The 21,413-nt window shown below is 60.3% G+C and carries 14 protein-coding genes and 11 pseudogenes; 12 read left to right on the forward strand and 13 right to left on the reverse strand.

The features are described from left to right. The first annotated feature begins 100 nt into the window (after nucleotides 1-100). Nucleotides 101-511: a pyridoxamine 5'-phosphate oxidase family protein gene (locus PCS43_RS28790; protein ID WP_064073725.1), complete on the forward strand. Its 411-nt coding sequence runs from the start codon at nucleotides 101-103 to the stop codon at nucleotides 509-511. A gap of 150 nt (nucleotides 512-661) precedes the next feature. Here PCS43_RS28790 and PCS43_RS28795 read toward each other — a convergent pair whose 3' ends face one another. Beyond that, the gene (locus PCS43_RS28795; RefSeq protein WP_003944676.1) at nucleotides 662-1,087 is read right to left on the reverse strand and encodes a MerR family transcriptional regulator; all 426 of its coding nucleotides are present in this window, start codon (nucleotides 1,085-1,087) and stop codon (nucleotides 662-664) included. A gap of 253 nt (nucleotides 1,088-1,340) precedes the next feature. On the opposite strand from PCS43_RS28795, the gene PCS43_RS28800 reads away from it, so the two are divergent. After that, nucleotides 1,341-2,522: a glycosyltransferase 87 family protein gene (locus tag PCS43_RS28800; protein ID WP_064073726.1), complete on the forward strand. Its 1,182-nt coding sequence runs from the start codon at nucleotides 1,341-1,343 to the stop codon at nucleotides 2,520-2,522. A gap of 41 nt (nucleotides 2,523-2,563) precedes the next feature. On the opposite strand, the gene PCS43_RS28805 is transcribed toward PCS43_RS28800, so the two are convergent. The 4 genes and pseudogenes from PCS43_RS28805 to PCS43_RS28820 form a co-directional block, all read right to left on the reverse strand. Continuing rightward, a complete protein-coding gene (locus PCS43_RS28805) occupies nucleotides 2,564-4,105 on the reverse strand; it encodes a SulP family inorganic anion transporter (RefSeq protein ID WP_270923156.1) in 1,542 nt (513 codons plus the stop codon). A 266-nt stretch (nucleotides 4,106-4,371) separates the two neighbouring features. Then, nucleotides 4,372-6,849, reverse strand: coding sequence for a site-specific integrase (locus tag PCS43_RS28810; RefSeq protein ID WP_003944634.1), 2,478 nt, complete (start codon nucleotides 6,847-6,849; stop codon nucleotides 4,372-4,374). Beyond that, a complete protein-coding gene (locus PCS43_RS28815; RefSeq protein WP_197491354.1) occupies nucleotides 6,849-7,637 on the reverse strand; it encodes a tyrosine-type recombinase/integrase in 789 nt (262 codons plus the stop codon). The genes PCS43_RS28810 and PCS43_RS28815 overlap by 1 nt, the downstream gene beginning before the upstream one ends. Before the next feature lie 204 nt (nucleotides 7,638-7,841). Then, nucleotides 7,842-8,132 (reverse strand): annotated as a pseudogene (locus PCS43_RS28820) (site-specific integrase); the annotation flags it as partial. Between the two features lie 244 nt (nucleotides 8,133-8,376). On the opposite strand from PCS43_RS28820, the pseudogene PCS43_RS33550 reads away from it, so the two are divergent. Beyond that, nucleotides 8,377-8,607 (forward strand): annotated as a pseudogene (locus tag PCS43_RS33550) (transposase); the annotation flags it as partial. 39 nt (nucleotides 8,608-8,646) lie between these two features. Here PCS43_RS33550 and PCS43_RS28825 read toward each other — a convergent pair. Continuing rightward, nucleotides 8,647-9,810 (reverse strand): IS30 family transposase, encoded by a 1,164-nt coding sequence (locus tag PCS43_RS28825; protein ID WP_064075662.1) that lies wholly within the window; start codon nucleotides 9,808-9,810, stop codon nucleotides 8,647-8,649. An 83-nt stretch (nucleotides 9,811-9,893) separates the two neighbouring features. On the opposite strand from PCS43_RS28825, the pseudogene PCS43_RS28830 reads away from it, so the two are divergent. The 3 pseudogenes from PCS43_RS28830 to PCS43_RS28840 all read left to right on the forward strand — a co-directional run. Then, nucleotides 9,894-10,550, forward strand: a pseudogene (locus PCS43_RS28830) (IS3 family transposase); the annotation flags it as partial. Beyond that, nucleotides 10,547-11,944, forward strand: a pseudogene (locus PCS43_RS28835) (IS30 family transposase). The pseudogenes PCS43_RS28830 and PCS43_RS28835, both read left to right, overlap by 4 nt. Nucleotides 11,945-11,948: 4 nt before the next feature. After that, nucleotides 11,949-12,263 (forward strand): annotated as a pseudogene (locus PCS43_RS28840) (integrase core domain-containing protein); the annotation flags it as partial. 37 nt (nucleotides 12,264-12,300) lie between these two features. Here the strand turns inward: PCS43_RS28840 and PCS43_RS28845 are convergent. Continuing rightward, a pseudogene (locus PCS43_RS28845) lies at nucleotides 12,301-12,409 on the reverse strand (IS6 family transposase); the annotation flags it as partial. 110 nt (nucleotides 12,410-12,519) lie between these two features. After that, nucleotides 12,520-13,059 (reverse strand): TetR/AcrR family transcriptional regulator, encoded by a 540-nt coding sequence (locus tag PCS43_RS28850; RefSeq protein ID WP_231915088.1) that lies wholly within the window; start codon nucleotides 13,057-13,059, stop codon nucleotides 12,520-12,522. A gap of 101 nt (nucleotides 13,060-13,160) precedes the next feature. On the opposite strand from PCS43_RS28850, the gene PCS43_RS28855 reads away from it, so the two are divergent. The 3 genes and pseudogenes from PCS43_RS28855 (at nucleotide 13,161) to PCS43_RS28865 (ending at nucleotide 15,284) form a co-directional block, all read left to right on the forward strand. Beyond that, complete coding sequence (locus tag PCS43_RS28855; protein ID WP_054801825.1) at nucleotides 13,161-13,565, forward strand: nuclear transport factor 2 family protein; 405 nt, start codon at nucleotides 13,161-13,163, stop codon at nucleotides 13,563-13,565. Between the two features lie 731 nt (nucleotides 13,566-14,296). Next, nucleotides 14,297-14,993: pseudogene (locus PCS43_RS28860) on the forward strand (IS6 family transposase). Between the two features lie 18 nt (nucleotides 14,994-15,011). Continuing rightward, entirely contained in the window at nucleotides 15,012-15,284 is a 273-nt protein-coding gene (locus tag PCS43_RS28865; protein ID WP_064075666.1) for a hypothetical protein, read from the forward strand. A gap of 223 nt (nucleotides 15,285-15,507) precedes the next feature. On the opposite strand, the pseudogene PCS43_RS28870 reads toward PCS43_RS28865, so the two are convergent. Together PCS43_RS28870 and PCS43_RS28875 are read right to left on the reverse strand one after the other, a co-directional pair. Continuing rightward, nucleotides 15,508-15,831 (reverse strand): annotated as a pseudogene (locus PCS43_RS28870) (transposase); the annotation flags it as partial. Between the two features lie 92 nt (nucleotides 15,832-15,923). Then, nucleotides 15,924-17,315 (reverse strand): MFS transporter, encoded by a 1,392-nt coding sequence (locus PCS43_RS28875; protein ID WP_064075667.1) that lies wholly within the window; start codon nucleotides 17,313-17,315, stop codon nucleotides 15,924-15,926. Between the two features lie 208 nt (nucleotides 17,316-17,523). On the opposite strand from PCS43_RS28875, the gene PCS43_RS28880 reads away from it, so the two are divergent. The 3 genes and pseudogenes from PCS43_RS28880 (at nucleotide 17,524) to PCS43_RS28890 (ending at nucleotide 18,756) form a co-directional block, all read left to right on the forward strand. Next, a complete protein-coding gene (locus PCS43_RS28880) occupies nucleotides 17,524-17,901 on the forward strand; it encodes a thioesterase, FlK family (protein ID WP_064075673.1) in 378 nt (125 codons plus the stop codon). Between the two features lie 117 nt (nucleotides 17,902-18,018). Then, nucleotides 18,019-18,198, forward strand: a pseudogene (locus tag PCS43_RS28885) (FadR/GntR family transcriptional regulator); the annotation flags it as partial. A 21-nt stretch (nucleotides 18,199-18,219) separates the two neighbouring features. After that, on the forward strand, nucleotides 18,220-18,756 hold the full coding sequence (locus tag PCS43_RS28890; protein ID WP_231915090.1) for a FadR/GntR family transcriptional regulator: 537 nt from the start codon (nucleotides 18,220-18,222) through the stop codon (nucleotides 18,754-18,756). A 239-nt stretch (nucleotides 18,757-18,995) separates the two neighbouring features. On the opposite strand, the gene PCS43_RS33555 is transcribed toward PCS43_RS28890, so the two are convergent. The 3 genes and pseudogenes from PCS43_RS33555 to PCS43_RS28905 form a co-directional block, all read right to left on the reverse strand. Continuing rightward, nucleotides 18,996-19,409, reverse strand: coding sequence for an IS110 family transposase (locus tag PCS43_RS33555; protein ID WP_434784318.1), 414 nt, complete (start codon nucleotides 19,407-19,409; stop codon nucleotides 18,996-18,998). A gap of 84 nt (nucleotides 19,410-19,493) precedes the next feature. After that, nucleotides 19,494-19,842 (reverse strand): annotated as a pseudogene (locus tag PCS43_RS28900) (transposase); the annotation flags it as partial. Between the two features lie 440 nt (nucleotides 19,843-20,282). Next, nucleotides 20,283-21,336: pseudogene (locus tag PCS43_RS28905) on the reverse strand (IS630 family transposase). Nucleotides 21,337-21,413 lie beyond the last annotated feature (77 nt).

Below are 21,413 nucleotides of genomic sequence, written 5' to 3' on the forward strand. Positions count from 1 at the left end.
GTGCCGTGAAGAAAGATCGGGGCATGTGGGTAACCCGCATCCACGTTCTTGCAGTACTGGGCGCAGCTGCTGCGCATGACCGTGACCGAAGGGGACAACGATGGCGGCGGAGAATGTGGAGAAACTTCACGCACTGTTGCGCACACTGGACACGGTGATGGTCACGACCGTCGACGATCAGAACCGGTTGATCAGCAGGCCGATGGCCTTGCGCGTGGGCGATTTCGGCGGAACTTTGTTCTTCCTTGCTCCGACGAACTCGCGCATCATCTCCCACATCGCCGCGAGATCGGCGGTCAACATATCGTTCACATCGGCGAACAGTTCCGTATCCCTCACTGGTACTGCGGATTTCACCACCAACTACAACAGTGTGGCCGAGCACTGGCACAGCATGCTTGCCCCGTGGCTCCCCCGCGGAACCACCGGGGCGGCGCTGATCGAGGTCACCATCGACGAGGCGAGATTCTGGAGCGTTCCCCACGGTTCGACAGGAGCTACCGGCGCCTAGCGCTCGCCTGTCACCGCAATTCAGCCGTGTCGAATCGCCGGAATATCAAGTGCGCAATAATAGTTCACAGACCGGAGGCAATCCGAATATCTGGACGGAGAGCCTCGACCCGCCCTGGGACGGGGCCTACTCCGCCGGCGCGCTCCCGGATCAGAGAGATGCCGGCGACGATGAACCCGAAGTCGCGCTTCGCGCTGCGAGCAGTTCGGTCAGTTCCTCGGCGTACGCCAATTGCCGCCGAAGCGTGGTGCAGCTCTCCGAAGCCTTGCCGTGGCATTCGTTGATGAAGTCCTCCGCCTCGGAGCGCTCTTTCTCGGTAGCCGAGTCGTCGTTGACGACGTCGAGCGCATCGAGTAGGCCTTTCATTTCGGCCAGGGTGAATCCGAGTGGCTTCATACGCCGAATAACCAGTAGGCGTTCGACATCGGCTTCGGTGTAGAGACGGAAACCGCCGACGCTTCTCTCCGAGGGAACGACCAATCCGACGTCGTCGTAATGCCGCACGGTGCGGATGGACAACTCGGTGCGGTGCGCGACCTGCCCAATCTGCATATGCATGCCGTCGTCGTCACCCATCGGTGCACCTCCACATCCATCTACCCGGCCTTGAATGACGGGCAGATGTTTGCGCCCGCGCTCGGTGACCACTCTAGCGAGCACCCGCATCGGACCAGACCTGCCGGACCGAACGCGAGGTGCGAGCCACCAAACTCTACTGTAACGTACGGGTAGAGTTGCCGTCCTGAGTTGATCGGCGAAAATCCGAGGAGACAGTTCGTTGCCTGTTCCATCGCTGACGTCACCCCGCTGGGCACCTGTCACCATTGCCATGGGTACCGCATTCTCGATTGCGGTGGTCGCCGCGTACTCGATCATCGCAGTCAACGGATATTTGATGGATCTGTCCGTCTTCCGTGACGCAGGACTGGCTTTCACATCAGGGTTGCCGCTGTATTCGGAAGATTTTCCGAGCTCGTCCGGGTTCCGGTTCATCTACTCGCCGTTCGCGGCGATAATTTTCGCGCCGATGGCGTGGAGTGATCCCGTTGTCCTGCAGGTGATATGGACATCGATCAATATCGCGCTGGTGTGGTGGATCCTGAAAGTCGTCCTGCGCCAATTGTCGATACCGCGGCCATCTCTTGTGGCTGCGGCGCTGACTGGTGTGGCGCTGGTCCTCGAGCCGGTGCGCTCGAACCTCGGGTTCGGGCAGGTCAACATCGCGTTGATGGCGTTGGTCGTCGCCGATTGCTGCGGCGCCCTGCCCCGCAGATTCAGAGGAATCGGCATCGGAATTGCCGCGGCCATCAAGATCACTCCCGCTGCCTTCGGGCTCGTCCTGCTCGTGCGGCGAGACCTACCCTCGATCGCCCGCGCCCTCGGCGCATTCTTGGTCACCGTCGGTATCGGTTTCGTATTTCTGCCCAAGGATTCGGTGTGGTTCTGGGCGACGGAATTCTTCCGCAGTGACCGCGGCGGTGCGCACGAGTTCTTCCGCAACCAAGCCGTCACCGGACTGTTGGCCCGACTCGGCGCCCAGGGCATGCTCAAAGATGCGATCTGGCTGCTGATCGTCGCCATGATCATCGCCGCCGCAGCCTACGCAGGGCACCGCTTCACGCGCAGCGGGGAACCTGTCCTCGCCCTCGGGGTCGTCGCGCTGGCGTCGCTGCTCGCGGCACCGATCGCGGTCACTCACCACTGGGTGTACGTCATCATGCTGATCCCCCTCGGGGTGGCGCCGCAGTACCGATCGTGGAGGCCCCTCATCGCCGTTGCCGTCACAATTTTCGCCATCGGCCCCTATTTCGTCCTGAGATGGACGTTCCCGGGGGGATGGGCTGGTGAACTTGCGCAGCAGGTGATCGGAAACGCCCAACTCCTGACAGCGCTCGTCCTCTTCGTGTGCGCGGTGCGTGTCGCTGCGACCCGGGACCGCACCGGCTCCGATGCAGCCCCTGCTCCCGCATCCCGTCAGGATGTGGAAGAAGCCGTTCCTTCACCCGTGTGAGCAGGTGAAGAAACGGCCCCTTCGGTGAGGATGAGCTGACGTCAGTGACCGCCGCCGAGCTTGCCGGAGAGCCGATCCAACCGCTCGAGGCTGGCGCCGTCGAGACCGATGATCTCGACGTGCTTTCCCTTCGCTTCGTACTTGTGCTGAATGGCATCGAGAGTGGCGACCGTCGAGGCATCCCAGATGTCGGCACCGGTGAGGTCGATGATCACGTTCGCCGGATCGTCGACGTAGTCGAACTGATAGACCAGATCGTTGCTCGAAGCGAAGAACAGCTCCCCGGTCACCCGATAGACGCGGGTATCGACCAGGCCGTCCTCGTTGGTGTCCGCTTCGGACACCTTCTCCACATTCGTCAGATGCGCGACGCGGCGGGCGAACATCACCATCGCCGTCAACACACCCAAGATCACGCCGATCGCCAAATTGTGAGTACCCACAGTCGCAGCGACCGTCACCACCATCACCAACGTCTCACTCTTGGGCATCAGCTTCAGAGTGCGCGGATCGATACTGTGCCAATCCATGGTTCCGACGGACACCATGATCATCACCGCAACCAGAGCGCCCATCGGGATCAACGCGACGACGTCACCGAGCCCGACGACGAGAATCAACAAGAACACACCGGCCAGGAACGTCGAGATGCGCGTGCGGGCACCGGAGACCTTCACGTTGATCATCGTCTGCCCGATCATCGCGCAACCGCCCATGCCACCGAAGAACCCGGTGACCAGGTTCGCCACACCCTGCCCCCACCCTTCGCGAGTCTTGTTCGAGTGAGTGTCGGTGATGTCGTCGACCAACTTCGCCGTCATCAACGATTCGAGGAGGCCGACCAGCGCCATCGCCAGCGCATACGGCGCAATGATCGTCAGCGTCTCCATATTCCAAGGCACATCAGGAAAGAACAACGACGGCAAGCTCGACGGCAATTCGCCCTCGTCCCCGACATCGGGAACGTTCAACGCAAACACCACCGTCGCCGCAGTCAACAGCACGATCGCCACCAGCGGCGCCGGCACCACCGAGGTCAACCGCGGCAGGAAAATCATCACCAACAAACCGACTCCGACCATCGGATACACCAAAGCCGGCACACCGATCAGATGCGGCAGCTGCGAAGTGAAGATCAAGATCGCCAACGCGTTGACGAACCCGACCATCACGCTGCGCGGGATGAAACGCATCAACTTGGCGACACCGAGAACACTGAGCACCACTTGGAAAATGCCGGCCAGGATGACAGTGGCGATGAAGCAATCCATCCCGTACTCACGCGCAACCGGCGCAATGACAAGCGCTATCGCACCGGTAGCAGCGGAAATCATCGCCGGGCGGCCCCCGACGATCGAGATGGTGACCGCCATCGTGAACGAGGCGAACAGCCCGATCCGCGGATCGACCCCGGCGATGATGGAAAAAGAAATTGCCTCGGGGATCAACGCGAGCGCGACGACCAGTCCGGCAAGGACCTCGATCTTGAGCCGGCGAGGTGAACGCAACGCCGCACGCACAGACGTACCCGCCTCCCCCGCCTCTCGCACCTGCGGGGCCGTACCGCCCGTGTTCTGGGCCATCACATTGCTCCATCCGACTCCGCCCACGTTCGAGCGCGGAATCAATACGTAATTTTCGAGGCTGCAAGCGCCTACGAATCGGATTTACCTGTGCACACCACCGCGCTCGGCAGCGCACAAACACAGAGGCACTCTACCCTCACAAGAGAGTAGAGTGCCTACCGGAAATTCTCGGTCGCTACCACCTGCCATCCGTCTACCGGCTGCTGCACCCGGCACGGAAGGTTCCCGATCCGGCACGCTCACCCCAATCAGGTTCATGCTCGTCATGCAGGAGGTTGGACGATGTGCGCGACGATGTCCGGGAAGCTGGGCATGTTGAGTTGAACGGCACGACGGGCCCGTCGATCGATCTGATCGAGCTTTTCCTCGGTAGCCACGAGGCTCACGCGGAGACCTTCTGCTTCACCGATCCAGCCTTCGCTGTCCGCCTCGGCAATTCGGGCAGCAAGGTTGTCGCGTATCTCGACGAGCCGGAAACGTTGTGCGGGATCAACACGCAATACAGGGCACCGGATGCAACTGTGTTCATGCTGGCAGCTGGTGCCGTAGGCGCGGCCGCATTCGCCGAGGGCGAGTTTGCGGCGCTCGAAGTGTCCGAGAAACTCATCCCATTCGGTATCTGTCGGGGTGCGGTACTCCTCGCTCGGGCGGAGGGCACGTCGGCGCGAGATGAAGGCGCGGTGACCGTTGATCGCTTCCTCCGGGTAGATGGCTTTGTATCCCATGGTTGTGTTGATGTCCTTGTGCCCCAACAGAACTTGAGCGATATGCGGAGGCATGCCGTTCATGATGGCGTCGGTAGCGAAGATTCGGCGCAGATCATGGGGCTGGAAGTACAGCGGTTCGCCTGCTGCGTCCTTCACTCCTGCCGCATCGATGAGTTCGGTCAGTGCATTGCGGATCAAACCTGCAGATACCGCGCGGTGGTGACCACCGCATTTCCATTGGAACAAGAGTGGGGCCGGGGCCACCCAGATACGTTCGTTCCGGTCGTAAAGAGGCACAAGCGGTACTCCTCCGTCCGCGCCGCGTATTCGGGACACGATTGTCGACAGCATGTCGGCGAGGTCCGGGCTGACCACAAGTAGGCGTTCCTCGTCTGTCTTCGAGGGTGCTATCTGCAGTAGCGGGATGAGCTCTCCGGTGGCGGGTAATCGATATTGGGTGATGCTGTGATGGCTGATTTCGAGCATCTCTTCGATTCGAACGCCTGTGTGTCGCAGGACTTCCACAGTTGCCAGAGCCCAGAATGCTCGGTTCTCGGCTTCTCGGAGCCGGATGGTTCGTCCCTCGGAGTCGTAGATGACCGGAATGCCGTCAGCGCTTGCTTTCAACCATGGGTCCGACTTGGTGTAGGTCTTGCCGAGGACGGTGAATTTGGAGCCCGGCGATGCTGCAACAGCGGCCTCGAGGAGCATCCTGGCGTCATGGGCTCGTTGTTCTGCGATACGCACCAGTTCTGGCAGTCGAGGTAGTCGCTCTCGTGTGCGCTGATCCATGCGTGCTTTGCGTCGGCGTCCGATTTTCTTCGCGCTCGTCTCTCCTGGGCCGATCGGGCACGGCACTACCCACCTCGCCCACCGTGCGGGGTCGAGTGCTGCCCACGCCGCCAGGTCGAGATAGAACGCGCGCACAGCTGTCAGCATGTCGGTGTAGTTCATTCGTGGACTACGGGTCTCGGCGTACGTTCCGTCGGGGAGTCGGCGGCGGCTGACCTTCCAATGCATGCGTTCTTTCCATGCCTGGGCTACGCCGCGGTCGAGTTGCAGCGAGTTGATTCCGGGATGGGTGGTCTCCAGGTTTTTCCAGAAATGCAGCGCCAAATGTCGTGAGAGATTGTCGAGCGTCGTGTAATCCAGCGAAGGGTGACGTTCGGACAGATAGTCCACGAGGAGATTCCGGACGTCGGCGTTTGCGATGTCGAAGCGATCGACGAGTTCTGCGACGGTGCTCTGTCCTCGGTACACCGTGACGAATCGTAAAGTCGGTGGCGCGTCTGGTGGGAAGATCCCGATGTCGTGGAGAAGTTTGTAGAAGAGGTAGCGCGTTTTACCTCTCGAACATACGGCGAGCTCCGCCTGGCGAAGTTCGACGCAGTCGCCGACGGTGATGTCGGATAGGCCGCCGCCTTTGGACAGGATCAACATGGAGATCTGCCATCGTGCAGTTCGACCTTGCATTGCTTGGGCAGTCTCTGCACCGGCCGCGGCCTCCAGTCGTTCGAATCCTCTCGGATCTCGGCTGATTGCCGCCCAGTCGCGCCAGTAGTGCGACCGGTGCAGTTGGACCACGAAACGTAAATCGGGGCGAATCAGATCCGCGACGAACAATCCGATCAGGGCATGCGTCAGGACTGTGGGCCGAACCGATTGCACTCCCTGTTCGTCCATCCACGTTTCCGGTATCGAAACCCATCCGAGACCGTGTTCGGCGACGCAACTGCCGTTCCAGCGGCCTTGCCAGCTCTTTCCTGGAAACGAATTCAGCCACCGCAGAAGCATCCCCGCACCTCGGACAGCATCGCGCTGAAAGTTCTCGCTACCCGGAGCCCGGATCATGAGTGCTTCCACCCGCTTCAGTGCGGCCGCTCGGCCGAGTTCAGTCGTCTTCCACGACGATGGCACCACACGCGGTGGATACCGATCGAGGAGTGTGTCGATGACACTGCGATTCGCACCTTCGCGGGCATCGACGTTCAGGCTCCAACTGGCAGGCGCTTTGGAGACACGTGCAGAAACCATCAGCGTCGACCTCCGAAAAGTACGTCCAACACTGCCGGGTTGTAGCCCGGCGCTGGCGGTGCGTGCAGCGATTGGGTGTTGCCGGTGTACCGAGCATGGTGGGCTCGTACGTGCGCGAAAACTTCGTCGCGGCTCGGGGTCAGATACAGCTGAGTGGTTGTCAGGTGCGCGTGGCCCAGGATCCATTGCACATCGGACAACGGCATGTCAGGATCGCTCGTCATCCGAAAGGCTGCGGTGTGGCGCAGGTCGTGAATGGTCCAATTGGATCCCAACATCGACTGCGCCCGTGAGAACATCGCGCGCGCTCCCGAATACGACAGCTGCCGCCACGGCCTGCGCAACGTCATCCACAAGGGATGATCGCAGCCGTGAGGGGCATCCTTTCCCCAGGCCTCTTCTTGATAGATCCGCAACCACACGAATGCATCTGGCGACGCCGGCAACTGTTGGACCTCCCGGGTCCCCTTCCTTATTACGGTGATCAATTGCTGGCCCGGGTCCGCACTCTTCTGGGACATCGACAGGAGCTCGTCGGCGCGGGCGCCGGTCGAAACCCAGAAGGCCAACATTGCCCGATCTCGGTTAGACGACAACGCCGCGAATAGTTCGTTGAAACGATCATCGGGAATGCGCTTGGGTATCCGTTTCGGAACCTTGGGTCTGTATCGCCCCTTCCGCTCGTTACGAAACGGATCCTGCGGATCGTGATGCGCGTTCGACCGAAAAGCGCGGGGCGAGCGATCCACCGGGAACGGATTGACGACCGGCCCAGCACCGATGCTCATCTGAAAATCGTAGAACGCCCGCAACACCGTTTCCGCGTGCGCTCGAGTGGCCGGGGAGAATTTCTGTCCCTGCCGCGGCTTGCCGGTGACCTCGTTGACCACCCAATGACCACTCTTGGCCGCATTGCCCCCTACAGGTGTTGTGCCGGAGACTTTTTCGCCCCGCCTCCGCCAATGTTCACGCCTGGGTTTATCCGCAATCTTCATCCAACGCGCAAAATCACGGCCCTCCGCGGGACTGGCTCTCTCCCATCCCACGTCGACCGCTGCGAGAAATCTCCACCACCGCAACAAGTCATGCCCGTACGATCGGATCGTCGCCGACGATCGGTCACACGCGTGAAGTTCCTCGAAAAATAGTGTCGCAGCGCCGATTACCTCACCCGACGCATCGAGTAACCGGTAGGGCTCTGCTTCGGAACCTGTCGAAATCAGCCGCCCCACGTCGGGAACGACCAGCCCTGCAAGATCAGCCCGGCGCATCTCGCTGCACATACTGAGGAAAGTATCAGCACACACCCTGACCTGCAATAATGCGATTCGTTAGTTCAGTTAATACGCCAGCGCTCCCCCGTGGGTGGATTGCCGAGCGTGGCGAGCATCGGCGGCACCGGCTTTCCCGCGGCGGGACTCATCTCTCCACTGTGCGCGGGTTTGTCCTGCTTCGCGGCTGTTTTCGGGAGGCGGGGTGTACCAATGATCTTGGACAGTGAATCTCGGGATGAGAGAGGATCTGTACATGACCGAGAAGCGTCGTCAGTTCAGCCCGCAGTTCAAGGCGGAAGCGGTGCACATGGTTGTCGGACTGGGACATTCATTCGCCGCTGTCGCCCGGGACCTGGAGATCAATCCGGGCACGCTCGGTAACTGGGTCAAAGCGTGGCGCGAGGAGAATCCCGACCCCGCGACCGCGACGACCCCTGCGGAGGCGGCACGTGTGGCGGAGATGGAGTCAGAAATCCGCAGGCTACGGATGGAAAACGAGTTTCTGAAAGAAGCCGCCGTAAATTCAACCTGTCAACGCAACACTCTCGTCCGCCATGAACTCCGCAGGTGTTCGGAACCCGAGGCACTTCCGTGGCCGGTTGTTCAGCTTGGCCGCGATGGCATCGAGGTCTGCCTGACTCAGATCCCCGAGATACATTCCTTTCGGAAGATATTGGCGTAAAAGCTTATTGGTGTTCTCATTCGTTCCTCGCTGCCAGGGACTGCGTGGTGCTGCGAAGAACATCTCGATACCCGTTGCGGCACTGAGCAGCTTGTGATCGGCCAATTCCATCCCACGATCCCAGGTCAAACTCCGACGCAATGCCGGATTCATCCGTGCATATTCCCGCACCAGTGCGGGCACCACCGATATGGTGTGCCGGGTGGGTGTCGCCACGATCGTCAGGTAGCGGGCCTTGCGATCCACCAGGGTGGCAACCTGGCTGTTCTTCGAACCGATCACCAGATCTCCTTCCAGGTGGCCGGTTACGCTACGATCTTCGGCGCTGGCGGGCCGACCCTCGATCGGGCGAGCATCGATGATCTGCGACCTCCATTGTCCTTTGACAGTGTGTCGCTTGTTCTTTCGGATCGGTCGTCGTGTTCGTAGGCGTTTGCACAGCTTTTGAGGAATAACACCCCACCGCGTGGTGTAGATCGAGCGGTAGATCGTCTCGTGGCTGATCGCCAACTCGTCGTCGCCGCTGTGGTGGCGTCTGAGGTGTCCGACGATCTGCTCCGGCGACCACTCGTCTTCGAGCATCGATACCACCTTCTCGCGCAGCGCTGGTCGTCGTTGCAGCAAGCATGGCTTGGGTCGTTTAGCATGCGTGCCTGCACGTTCCTGTGCGGCCGCAGCTCGGTAGGCGTGCCGTCCACCGTTCCTGTTGATTTCCCGGCTTATCGTCGAGGGCACCCGGCCGAGAGCTGAGGCCATCGAGCGCACGGAATCGCCCGAAACGATCGACCGCGAAATTGCCTCGCGCTCAACAGGAGTCAAATGGCCGGAACGCACCGTATGCGGTTCGGGTGCGATGCCGCCGTGATACTTCAGTACCGTAAACACCGAGCCCGGCGGCTTTCGCAACGCACGAGAGATGACGCTGATCGACTCTCCAGCCCGCCACCGGCGCCACAACTCCGCCTTCTTCTCATCCGACATCCCTGGCCGGCCGATCTTCGACACTCACACCGTCCTTCAACTGCACTGTTGCACTGACCCTTTGATTGTAAGTCCGCGTACTTCGCAGCCAATCAACAAAAGTAGAACTCTACGCGTTGATGGCCACGGAGTGCGCGAACTCCGCAATTCATCGGATGGCACGCCTGCTCGAAGTATCGACCTCCGGTTTCTACAAACATCAAGGTCGCAGTGTGACAACCCGATTGGAAGAACGACAGAAGCGAAGAGCTGATCTGGAACGAAAGATCCTCACGATCCACCAGGAGTCGAAAGGCGTCTACGGGGCACCGAGAATCACCGCTGAGCTCAACGATCGCGCCGAGGTGATCACCGAGAAGACGGTCGCGAAGATCATGCGATCGCTTGGCATAGTCGGGATCAGCCCCCGGACGTTCAAGGTCCGCACCACCGTAGTCGACCCGTTTGCTTCCTTTCCGGAGGACTTAGTGCGGCGCAAGTTCGATCAGGGACGACTCGATGCGGTATGGACCTCCGACATCACCTATCTGACCTGCGGCGCAAATGACATGTACCTGTGTGCGATCAAGGACGAGCACTCGAAAAGGGTTCTGGGATGGTCGATTGCGGATCACATGCGTACCGAACTGGTCATCGAAGCCTTGGACATGACTGTAGCTGCTCGCGGCGGTGATGTGGTCGGCACAATCATGCACTCGGACAGAGGAACTCAGGGCGTATTCAACCCATCGTCGCAACACCTACCCGATAGAGGTGTTCGATGAGGGTCGTCGAGAAGCAGAAGCGAGTCCGGGAGTATCGAGGACAGATCGCTTCGCCAGGGCGACCGACAATAGCGTGGCGGCAAGACCGTGTTCGCTTCTGGATCGCGATCGCGGGTGGAGCGAAAACCGTTGACGCGGGGATCGCTGCCGGAGTGTCAGAGCCGGTCGCTCATCGTTGATTCAAGCATGCTGGTGGGGTGAATCCGCAACTGTCCCCGAATGTTTCTGTTCGGTACATCTCGTCGTCCGAGCGTGAGGACATCGCCCTGTGGCGTGCGCAAGGCGAAGGCGTCCGAGAAATTGCTCGCCGACTTCATCGCAGCCCGTCGACGATCTCGCGGGAACTGCGCCGGAACGCGTCAACGCGGACCTACCGACTCGAGTACAAAGCATCGACAGCTCAATGGCACGCCGAGCGGCGTGCTCGCAGGCCCAGAGTCGCCAAAATGGTCACCAACGGTCGATTGCGTGAGTACGTGCAGGACAGGCTCAGCGGTGAGGTCCACACCACCGCAGGGAAAGTCGTAGGTCCAGACGGTCCGTCTTGGGATGGGAAGAACAAGCCCCATCGCGGAGATCGGGCGTGGGTGACGGGGTGGAGTCCCGAGCAGATCTCGAAACGGCTGCCGCTGGATTTCCCCGATGACGAATCGATGAGAATCTCGGCCGAGGCGATTTATCAGGCACTTTACATCGAAAGCCGTGGCGGGTTGGAGCGAATGCAATCCTGGCATCTACGGCGAGGCAGGACCAAAAGAATGCCCAGATCGCGTGCACGTCAGCAAACGTGGGCTCATGTCACTGCGGATACCGTGCTGGCCAAACGCCCGAAAGAGGTCGCTGATCGTAAACTCGCCGGCCACTGGGAGGGCGACTTAATCATCGGGCTCAAGCGTTCCGCGGTAGCTACATTGATCGAGCGCACCTCCCGCTATGCGATGCTCGTCCATCTCCCTCGCCAGAAAGGATACGGGGTGATTTCCCCGAGGAAAAACGGCCCAGCACTGGCCGGTTACGGCGCCTTGACCATGAAGGACGCTCTGGCCAAGGCCGTCACCCCTCTACCGAAAACCCTCCGGCGGTCTTTGACATGGGATCGAGGCAAGGAACTCTCAGCTCACGCTCTCTTCACCGAACAGACAGGTGTCCCAGTATATTTCGCTGATGCCAAGAGTCCGTGGCAGCGAGGCAGCAATGAGCATCTCAATGGTTTGCTGCGCCAGTACTTTCCGAAGGGGACCGACCTTTCCCGATGGAGTTCCGCGGAGATCGCTGCAGTGGCGAACGTGATCAACAACCGCCCGCGAGGGATCCTTGATTGGCGCACCCCCGCGGAAGTGTTCGAAGAACAGCTACGATCTGCACAACTACACACTGTTGCGACGACGGGTTGAATACGCCCAGTATACGTCAATTGCGTTCACCGACAGGCTCATTGAGGTGGGTATCGATGCCTCGATCGGGGCGACTGGGTCGAGTTACGACAATGCTCTCGCCGAGACGATCAACGGGTTGTACAAGACCGAGTTGATCAAACCTCGTGGGCCGTGGCGAACGGTCGAGCATGTGGAGATCGCGACGTTGGAGTGGGTGGACTGGTTCAACCACCGGCGACTCTACGAGCATTGTGGGGATGTGCCTCCTGCCGAACTCGAGGCGTTCTACTACGGTGAACACAGAACTACGCGAATTGCGGAGTTCTCAAATCAGTAAGTCTCCGGACTCGCCGGTGCGATTCACACACCACCTTTTGGATCGTCTCGTAACTCACCACGACACCGCGTTGGAGCATCATCTCCTCGACTTTCACGGAGACTGAGCGGGAACCGGACGTAGAGCCACACGCAGTGGTTGATCATCTCGACCGGGTAGCGGTGACCTTTGTACGACAGGATCGGGGTGGTCACGCCACATTCTCCCAGTTTGCCGCGTTCAACAACGTGACAGTGCCACTTCGATGGCGGCCAGTTCATGGCCCAGTTACGCGTAAGGCGAGTTCAGTCACGCGGCGCAGTTGCTGTTCGTCGGCGCCGTCGCGGGCGTAGGACGACAAGCCGACGAGCAGAACATGGGTGAACGCCGCCAGCGTCTCCGCGTCGGGGACAGCCTCGCGGTCCGCGGCCACTTCTCGCAGCCGTGCGGCTGTGATCTCGCGGTTCTGGGTGCGGTTCACGCTCAACCCGGGCTCGGTGTTGACCAGACATCCACGCGGATGCGCCGCGCTCGGATACTCCTCCGACGCGCGGTCGAACATCGCTTTGAGCACCTCGCGTGCATTCGTCCCGGCGAGCCCGGCTGTGGTCACCGACTTCGGACTGGCTTCGTAACGCGCTACTGCCTCCTCGAACAGTGTTCGCTTGTCCCCGAACGCCGCGTACAGACTCGGCGCCGAAATCTCGAGCTCCCGGGTGAGATCGCTGATCGAGGTCTGTTCGTATCCGCGCTCCCAGAACAGGCGCATCGCCGTATCCAGGGCGACGCCTCTATCGAAGCTTCGTGGTCGGCCCATTCACCGATTGTATAACGATCACTACAGATGTGATACCGTTTTGTATCGATCACTACAGAAGTAGCGATCCCACACCACCAGCAGCTCGAGAAAGGGCACTCATGAACACCACCGCAGAGGCCGTCACCGCCTTCCTGCAGCGTCTCGGCGCACAGGACGCCGAAGGCCTGGGCGAGCTCTTCGCCGACAAGATCGACTGGTTCGTTCCCGGAAACCCGGATGTGGCATCGTGGGTGGGCAGGCGGACACGCAACAGCGAAGTGCCGGAGTATTTTCGATCCCTCTGGGCTGCAGTCGAACCCGGCAAGAGCGTCGTCTCGGCCGAGGCTGTCGTCGCGGAGGGCGAGAACGCAGTCATCTTCGGCAGCTTTGACCATGTCGCAGTTCCCACCGGCCGACCCTTCCACACCGATGTCGCCCTGCGGCTGACCGTGACGGATGGAAAGATTACGCGTATGCACCTTTTCGAGGACACTGCTGCGACAGCTGCGGCATACGCGCCCTGAGCGCTGCGGAAGTTTCGGGGCGTATCAGGCCCGGCCGGGTGCTGAGGGGCAACGACGTGTGCTCGACGCTGGCCAGTGCATGCACGGCTACTAGTGCTGCGTGTGGAAGGCGTCGATGATGCCGGCGGGCGCGCGACTACGACTGCCGAGTTCATCCGTTTACTTGTGCCCATCGCCTGATCGGGTTGGGGCCAGCGGATGGTGGGTGTGTCTGCGGCGGTGGGTGTGCCGACCCGCTTTTGCGGCTACCGGCTCCGCGTGATTTGAACAGGCGTGGCCACGAGAACTCGACCGTGCTCTATGCGTTCAAGGTTGTCTGTACTGGTCTCGCACTCGTACTGCACACCCTCCACGTCCAGGTCCCAATATTGAATCGTCGTCGAGAGCTTTGCCAGCGATATCGTCAGTGAGCTCAGAACGAGTCACGCGCTCGAGAACATCACTCTGGCGCCCAATCCTCATTCGAGGGGTGCCCACGGGCGGGCAGGACATTTCGTCACTGGTGAGGTGCGCTCCGGTGTGACTGCGCCGATCACGGTGTCGATCAAGTCTTCGGGCGTTGGTACGCCACTTGTCGGTGCTCAGCAGCCCGCTCGACTCGAGGTCCGCGATAGGGAACCTGACCCTCGATGCCCTCGCGGATCAGCTTCTCGTCGGACGGGACATCCGCCTGGAAGTAACGGTCCTTGAGGGCACTGTCAAGTTGTTGAGATCGCGGGATCTGGGATGATCTGGTGGTGTCGTCGACATACAAAGGGTTCCGGTTTCCGCGGGAGATCATCGCGCACTGCGTGTGGCTGCACCACCGATTCACCCTCTCGTTCCGGGACATCGAGTTACTCATGGCCGACCGTGGGGTCGAGGTGACTTACGAAACGATCCGTACCTGGTGCACCCGGTTCGGGCCCGAATACGCCCGCCGACTGCGGCGGCAGACACCCCGACCTGGTGACAGGTGGCACCTCGACGAAGTCTTCATCAAGATCGGCGGAGTCCGAAAATATCGGTGGCGGGCTGTCGATCAGCACGGAAACGTGCCCGACGTATTGACTCAGGACAAGCGGGATGGGAAGGCTGCACCCAGGTTCTTCCGCATACTCCTCAAACACCAGAGTCACCCGCCGCGGATGCTGGTCACCAACAAACTCCCCAGCTACCAGGTCACGCACCGGACCACTATGTCGACGGTCGAGCACCGGCAGAACAAATACTTCAACAATCGGTGCGAGAACTCCCATCAACCGACCCGGCAACGCGAACGCGCCATGAAAGGGTTCCTCTCTGTCGGTGCAGCGCAACGGTTTCTGGCCGCTTTCAGGCGCATCTCCCCGCACTTCCACCCACCGAGACACCGGTGTGACCGCCACCGATCACCGCACCGACATGACGACTCTGGGTGTGGGATCAGGTCACCGAACTGCCCCTTAGGGCCTGACCGACTGCTCCGTGTGCGCCCGAAAACTGCTGCATCCCAAAGAACTTGACAACACCATCGCGATTCTCGTCGATCACAAGATGCGATTGACCATCCTGGTCGCGATCCGTCGTGGACACTCCGCCCAGATCGTCGGGGACGCTCTCATCGCACGCGTCACGCTGACGCCTGTCGTACTGCGACGGTCGCTGACCTGGAACCAGGGCAATGAGATATTCCAACACGAATGCATCGCAGCCGCCACAGGAGTGAAGATCTACTTCGCGGATCCACATTCGCCGTGACAACGGGGATCGAACGAGAACATGAATAGCCTTCTGCAGAAACATTTTCCGAAGGGAACCGACCTGGTTACTGGACCCAAGACCAGCTCGACGAGGTTGCCACCTGACTCAACGATCGTCCGAGGCTATGCCCGAACGACTTCAATCCAGCTCAGGCCATGCGACGATGGTGACCCCGCATAATGACCCGACGATTCGCCACGACTAGTGGAGTCCGCCCCCGATCGAGTGACCGGTTCTGCCACTGGATCACTTCTCCGACGACTTTGTCGGTGATCCAGGAAATGATGTCTTTCAAGACCGTTGCCCCGTACACGTCCTGAAAATGTGCAGATACTTCTCCGGTCGTCAACCCCATTGCCGTGAGGGACAATACGATCTCGTCGATACCGGTCAAGCGTCGTTGACGGTTCTTGACGATCTGCGGCGCGGACAAGGAATCGTTGACCCTAGGTACCTCGATCTGCACCGGTCCGATCTCGGTGAACACCACCTTCGCCCGCGTGCCGTTGCGGGAGTTCCCACTGCCACGACCGGTCGCATCGTGTCCCCGTTTGTTGGAGACACGACATCGCTCGCCTCGGTTTCGAGACGAGACATGCCACGTGTTCTGGCGTTCGGGGAACACGTTACGGGGTGTCAGTAGCGATCGGACTTTGCGGCCAGGGGTGATTGTCCGGTCTGCGCAGCAGGCCGGTGCCCGCCTGCTCCATTGTCGATGCTGCTGGCTTCGTCGAGGGATAAGCCAGTGGTCTCTGGGGCCCAGATGATGGACACCACGCCGCCGAATATCAGGATCGCAGCAGCGATCAGCATCGTGCCACCAATTCCAAGGTGCTCGAGCGACAGGGGGACGAGAAAGACGCCTACTGCTGAGCCGACGCGTGTCAATGCCGTCACGATACCCACTGCGGTCGCACGGATGGCAGTGGGAAACAGTTCGTTGGGGTAGACCCATGTCAGGACCTGGGGTCCGCCGTTGAAGATCGCGAAAGATGTGAACGCGGTAACTACTACGAGGGGCGATGCCTCGGGAGCCAGACCGAGAACTAGTAGGGCGAGTCCGGCAAGGATCGAGCCCCAGATGACCATTCGCCTGCGTCCGGTCTTGTTGATGACCAACAACGCTGTCACTACCCCGATGAGAAACAGGAATTCGAGCACAGCGGATCCGATGTTGTCGGATATGGATTCCAAGCCGAACGCTCCGAGGATCTCGGGTCCGAAGGTGTAGATCGCGAAAACTGGGATGTTGGAACAGGTGTAGAAGATCACGACGTAGACAAGACGTCCGAGGTAGCCGCGTCGCAGGAGGTCACGCCACGTGCTGGTGGGACCCGCGTCCTGGGCGATGTCTGCCACGGTCACATGTGCCCCGTATACCCGGGTGAGTACTTGTTGTGCTTCACTCCCGCGCCCTCGGCTCAGCAGCCATCGCGGCGACTCTGGGGTTCCGAGTCGTAGAAGAAGCAGGGTGAGCGCCGGAACAGCGGCGCTGGCGAGGAACCAGCGCCAGCCATCATCGCCCAGGTGCCTGAGCATGGCGTCGCCGACGAAGTACGCCGCCGCTGCGCCGATGAAGAACATGCATACGAGTCCGCTGAGAAATTGTCCTCGGTATTTTCGGGGCGAGAATTCGGTGAGTAGGGATGATGCCATCGGGTAATCGGCCGCCACGCAGGCGCCGAGGAACAGTCGGGCAACGAGCAGCATCCATCCTTCGGTGACGAAGAACTGGGACACGGAAATTGCTGCTATCAGTCCCAAGTCGAGGGTGAACATCACCTGTCGTCCGAAGCGGTCGGTAAGGAAGCCTGATACCGCCCCCCCGAAGAGCATTCCGATCAGGGCGCCGGCGCCGATCAGTCCTTTCATCACAGTCGATAGTTCCAGTTCGGGACCAGCGGCGACCAGCGCAACCCCGATGCTGCTCAAGATGTAACCGTCAAGGAATGGACCACCTGCCGCATACAGCGCCAAGCGTTTGTGGAATCCGGACAGCGGTGCGTCGTCGAGAGGGTGGAGCTTCACAGTAGATCTCCTCGTAGGAATGGGTGCCGCACTGAGCCGGCCAAAGCCAATCGGTGGAACCGCGCTTCAGGCAGTAAACGAATCGACTAGTGGTCTAGCCACTATGGATAGTATGCTTTATGGCTGGCGGCACAAGTCGTTTCGGAAAATTCAAAAAACAGTGACCCGACGCACCTACCGGGAGCTGGATCATCAACAGGGAGAACACATGTCGTTAACAGGATCGTTATCGCAGACCGTCAGCGATGTGGACACTGCAGCAATGTTTGGACCCGACTTCCCCAAGGCGGCATCAACGCCGTTCGTGCTGGGCCTGGCGGAAGTGGCATGCCACAACATCGTTGCCGGTGAGCTGCAAGACGGAGAACTCACTGTGGGTACCGCCGCTACGATCGAGCACTTGCTGCCCAGCGCGGTAGGAGCAACGTTGACAGCTCGTGCGACACTCGTCGAGCGCGACGGCAGACGCCTTCACTTCACCGTCGAGGTTTTCGATGGTGACAATGTGTGCGCGACCCTGACCCACAGCAGAGCTGTAGCTCAAGCGCAGAAGATCGCCGACCGCCTCGCCCAGCACGGCGGATGATGTCGACTATCGGAGGGTAGAGTGATAGCGGTCCGACCACTTACGCGCTAGGGAGCCAAACTCGTGCCAGCGAAACCCACCACGGAACCACGCCGTCAGTTCGCTCCGGCCAAACGAGTGCGTGCATACGAGAGCATTGTCAAACAGATCGAGGACGCGATACTGAGGGGTGAGCTACGGCCAGGTCACAGGCTCCCAAGTGAACGCGAGCTCACGACGGAGTTCGCAGTCAGCCGTACCACAGTTCGTGAGGCTCTGCGGGTATTGGAAAGTTCCGGACTGATCCAGTCACGCCAAGGTGACCCTACGGGAGGTGCGGTGGTGCAGGAATTCTCACCTACTGCCTTGAACCGGTCGCTGACCACCATGGTCCATCTCGAGCACTTCGACCTGGCGGATCTACTTCAGTTCCGCATGTCCATCGAAGGATCGGCCACATTTCTCGCAGCGGTGGCCCACACGGCCGAACAGCTGGAGAATATGAAGAAGGCACATTCCGAGGCTGCCAGTGCAATCAGATCAGGGTACGAAGCGTTCTCTGCGGCGGACGTAAAATTTCACCAAGCCGTGGCTGAATCCGCGAACAGCGGGTTGCTGAAAGTATGCAACGATGTCGCGTGCGGCGTGGTCATGAACCTGATTGAAATCAAACTCAAGGCCTCCTTCGACGTCGAAGAAATGATGATCGACAGCTGTCGTCGGCACGGATTGGTTCTCGAACAGATCGAACAAGGCAATGGAGCTGATGCCGCCAGAATGGCACTTAAGGACATCATCGAGCATTACGGCCGGTTCATCCCAGACGACCGCAGAGCACCGATGGAGGCATTTGCGGCATACGGGCCGATAGGCTGAGGCTGGTTGAAGGCCTTCCCCATCCGATCATCGCTACTCGTTAGCCTCGATCTTGTACGAGAGGTCGCCGGCGATCCGAGAGGTTCACCGATCATGTTTGTGTTCCGAATCTATGTTCGGATGTGGCAGACCGACCTGTGTGCAGTTGGGATGCTGCCGGATTCCACTTTTCGGAGTCGTGTTCTTTCCGCTCGTGCCAACGTGATTCGCCGGTTCAAGTCGGTTTAGGTAGCGCGAGTCTAGCCAATACCGCAGCAACAAGGCCGGACCACGATGCCCGGCCGGACAATCACAGACGCGTTTTCCTGGCATGATGGGCGACGAGAGCGGCGATTGACGATCGGCGATCGGCGATCGAAAACATTCGCTGATCGCGCGGACCCGGTCGGTGCGGCGGGCTGTGAGCAGTCAGGCGTAGGTCGACACTGATCTGGTCCGCTCCGCGGACGTACGTGCAGGTTGGTGCGCATCCGTGTTTGATCGGCGATGATCCGGGCATCTTTCGCGTCGGTCTTACCGTCGCCACGGTAGGTGGCTGCCGCGCGGTGCACGATCCGTCCCGGGATATAGAACAACTGCTGGGAGTGGTTGCCAAGCAAGGCGATCAGTAGTGCCGCGCCACGGGAGCCCAAGATCCGTTGCCCCGCAGACATTGTCGTCGCCTGCGATCCATACAACTGTTTCGATGAGATCTTCCGGTGAGAAATAGTCCAATCTGGTGGCTCGGCGTCGTCGGCGATCGTCGCGACCGCCTTGTCTATATCCACGGAGTTGTAGGACTTCTTCATCGCAGCCAATGCACCCCGGTCGGCTGACTTCGTTAGCGCAGCAAGCACATTGGCTTTCCTGGGGAACCAACAGCGCTGCTCCCGGGTCTCGGGGAACACTTCCCTCAACGCCTTCCGAGACCCCCAGCGCGCCGTCCCCGACCACCAACACCGGGGCCCACATCCCTCGGCGGCGGCAGTCGCGCAGCAGGTCCACCCAGGACTGAAGTCGATTCGCGGTAGCCGTCGGCGAGGGCGAGGGCGAGGGCGACGAACTCCTTCCGACCGTCTGCTCAGACCCGAGCATCACCAGCAAACAGTTCTGGAAGCGTTGCCGAGACCAGACCGCGTCCTGCTGGGCGTGGGCTGGGACCCGAATGGCCAACGCGGCATCGATACGCACGATGTTCGCCAACATCACCGCGTCGAGGCCATCGGACTTCGATCCGAAGACTGAAGGTCGGGCACAGTACCAGCTGCTGTGCAGGCGGCGTCGAACTGCCGCAGTAGCGACATCAGACTGATTCCCATCGCCACTTCGATCTGCGGTGGCTGACGACGTGCCGGTGCGCGCATGATCTCCCGCAGCCGGTCGACGTCGCGGTAGATGAATCTGAAACCTCAAACGAACCCTCGCAAGAAAGCTCCACCAGACGAGCTGATCCATTGCACACAGCCAGGAAGCCCACACAGACCGTGCTCGGCGACGCCATATTTTGTAGATCATCCCATAACCATGTTGCGGTTCTAGTGCGGTGTTCATGAAGTTTTTCGACGGTCGACTTTCGCGAGTATCTGCTCGGCGGTTTTTGTCCAGATGAACGGCTGCGCTCGTGGGTTCCACCCGTTGATGAAGTCCCGAATTTTGGCGGTGAGCTCGCGAACATTTCGGAAGGTGCCGCGGTGGATGGCTTGTCGTTCGATAATGCCGAACCAGACTTCGGCGAGGTTCATCCACGATGCCGAGGTCGGGGTGAAATGGACGTAGATTCGCGGGTTCGCCGCCAGCCAGTCCCGGACCTCGACTTTCTTGTGCGTGGCGTAGTTGTCCATGATCAGATGCAATTCCTGGTCCGGATATGCCCGCGCCACATGCTTGAGGAACACCAGAAACTCCTGGTGACGGTGACGGGGCCGGCAGATCCCGGTCACCTTTCCGGTCGCGATCTCCAACGCAGCGAACAAGGTGGTCGTGCCGTGGCGCACGTAGTCATGAGTTTGCCGTTCGGGGATCCCGATCTGCATCGGCAACGTCGGAGCCGTCCGATCCAATGCCTGGATCTGCGATTTCTCGTCCACGCACTTCCGCGATCGCGTTCTCCGGCGGCTCCAAGTACAAGCCGACGATGTCGGTCACCTTCGCAACCAACTCCGGATCGGTGGAAAACTTGAATGTCTCACTGCGCCAAGGCTGTACACCGCACTCACGCCACGCATCGGCAACGGTGTTGTTGCTGATCTTCAATCGATCTGCCAGCAAACGTGTACTCCAATGGGTGACGCCGAGCTTCTTCGGCGGCGGCATCAATGTTTCCGACACGATCTGGCGGTGATCGATCGTGCGCGGACACCCCGAACGCGGCTCGTCGACAAGCCCGTTCATCCCGGCTTCGTCGTAGCGTGCCCGCCAGGTGATGACAGTCTGTCGGGTTACGCCCACCAATTCCGCGATCCGTGTGTTCGATTCGCCCTCAGATGCGAGCACGATGATCCGAGCCCGCTGCGCGATACCGGCCCGCACCGATCTGGACCGTATCAACGCCGTCACACGCCCGAGATCCCCGTCCCGTAAAACCAAAGGCGCAACTCGCATGCAAGCAAGTACCGCAAACCACACCGTCTAATTATTTATCCCACGCCGCACTAGATGCAGGAAGGAAGCAATCCACA

The organism is Rhodococcus sp. C-2, from assembly GCF_027854095.1.
Taxonomy (GTDB): domain Bacteria; phylum Actinomycetota; class Actinomycetes; order Mycobacteriales; family Mycobacteriaceae; genus Rhodococcus_F; species Rhodococcus_F qingshengii.

Excerpts from the sequence above, each read along its gene's own strand:
- PCS43_RS28790 (WP_064073725.1), top strand. The coding sequence starts at position 101 with ATGGCGGCGGAGAATGTGGAGAAACTTCACGCACTGTTGCGCACACTG.
- PCS43_RS28795 (WP_003944676.1), bottom strand. The coding sequence starts at position 1,087 with ATGGGTGACGACGACGGCATGCATATGCAGATTGGGCAGGTCGCGCAC.
- PCS43_RS28800 (WP_064073726.1), top strand. The coding sequence starts at position 1,341 with ATGGGTACCGCATTCTCGATTGCGGTGGTCGCCGCGTACTCGATCATC.
- PCS43_RS28805 (WP_270923156.1), bottom strand. The coding sequence starts at position 4,105 with ATGGCCCAGAACACGGGCGGTACGGCCCCGCAGGTGCGAGAGGCGGGG.
- PCS43_RS28810 (WP_003944634.1), bottom strand. The coding sequence starts at position 6,849 with ATGGTTTCTGCACGTGTCTCCAAAGCGCCTGCCAGTTGGAGCCTGAAC.
- PCS43_RS28815 (WP_197491354.1), bottom strand. The coding sequence starts at position 7,637 with ATGAGCATCGGTGCTGGGCCGGTCGTCAATCCGTTCCCGGTGGATCGC.
- PCS43_RS28850 (WP_231915088.1), bottom strand. The coding sequence starts at position 13,059 with ATGGGCCGACCACGAAGCTTCGATAGAGGCGTCGCCCTGGATACGGCG.
- PCS43_RS28855 (WP_054801825.1), top strand. The coding sequence starts at position 13,161 with ATGAACACCACCGCAGAGGCCGTCACCGCCTTCCTGCAGCGTCTCGGC.
- PCS43_RS28880 (WP_064075673.1), top strand. The coding sequence starts at position 17,524 with ATGTCGTTAACAGGATCGTTATCGCAGACCGTCAGCGATGTGGACACT.
- PCS43_RS33555 (WP_434784318.1), bottom strand. The coding sequence starts at position 19,409 with ATGTCTGCGGGGCAACGGATCTTGGGCTCCCGTGGCGCGGCACTACTG.